Origin of the sequence: Streptomyces tricolor, assembly GCF_002155905.1 — a bacterium.
In the GTDB taxonomy this organism is placed as follows: Bacteria; Actinomycetota; Actinomycetes; order Streptomycetales; family Streptomycetaceae; genus Streptomyces; species Streptomyces tricolor.
In genome coordinates, this window is sequence record NZ_MUMF01001029.1 from 1 (window position 1) to 1,026 (window position 1,026).

At 74.7% G+C, this 1,026-nt stretch carries 1 protein-coding gene; it reads left to right on the plus strand.

All coding sequences use genetic code 11. From position 1 onward, the window contains the following. The coding region (locus CCN44_RS42515) for an MFS transporter (protein WP_143650511.1) at positions 1-937 on the plus strand (937 nt) is incomplete at its 5' end. Positions 938-1,026 lie beyond the last annotated feature (89 nt).

Sequence of the window (1,026 nt, forward strand, 5' to 3'; positions counted from 1 at the left end):
GCTCGCCCTCGGCCTGCTCAGTGTCGTCTTCGGCGTCGTCAAGGGCGAGACCTGGGGCTGGACCTCCGCCGGCACCTGGGGTGCGATCCTCGCGGGTCTGCTGCTGCTCGTCGTCTTCGGCCGCCACGAGACGCGCGTCGAGCATCCGCTGCTGCCGATGCGGCTGTTCCGCAGCCGCGCCCTCACGATCGGTGCGGTCGTCACCGCCCTCAACTTCTTCGTCATGCTGGGCGTGATCTTCTTCGTCATGCTCTACCTCCAGAACATACGGGGCCTGACGCCCGTTCAGGCCGGTGTGCGCACCCTGCCGCTGAGCCTCGCCTCGCTCGTCGCCTCCCCGCTCGGCGCCGCCCTCACCCAGCGCTTCGGCGCCCGCTTCAGCATGCCGCTCGGCATGCTGCTCCAGGCCGCGGCCTGCTTCACCCTGCTCACCTGGTCCGGTGACTCCTCCTACACGACCATGTGGCCGCCGTTCGTCGCGCTGGGCCTCGGCGTCGGCATGGTGCTCTCCGCGTCGTCGGACGCGATCGTGGGCAACGCGCCCGTCCGGGACGGCGGGGTGGCCGGGGGGCTCCAGGCCACCACGCTGCAGATCGGCGGCGCCCTCGGCACCTCCGTGCTGGTCTCGGTCATCAGTGCCCGCGTGGGCGCCACCCTGCGGACAGAACTGACCGGCGCGGGTGTCCCGCAGCCCCTGGCCGACCGGCTGGCCGAGGCGAAGGACGCGGTGGCGATGGGCGTCGCGCCGGTCTCCCGGACCATGCCGGAGGCGCTCGGCTCGGCCGTGACCGAAGGCAGCACCCGCGCCTTCCTGCACGGGCTGCACGCCTCCGCCGTGCTCACGGGCATCCTGTGCCTGCTGGGCGCGGCCCTCGCGGCGGCGGGCATGCGGGGCGGGGCGCCGGCCGGCACCGACGCGCCGGCCGACGCCGGCTGAGGGGCGTACGACACGGCCGGGGCGGTCGCGCGCTGCCCCGGCCGGTGTGCCGTGTCCGCCCGGCAGGCTGGACGGAGTGCGCCCCGCCC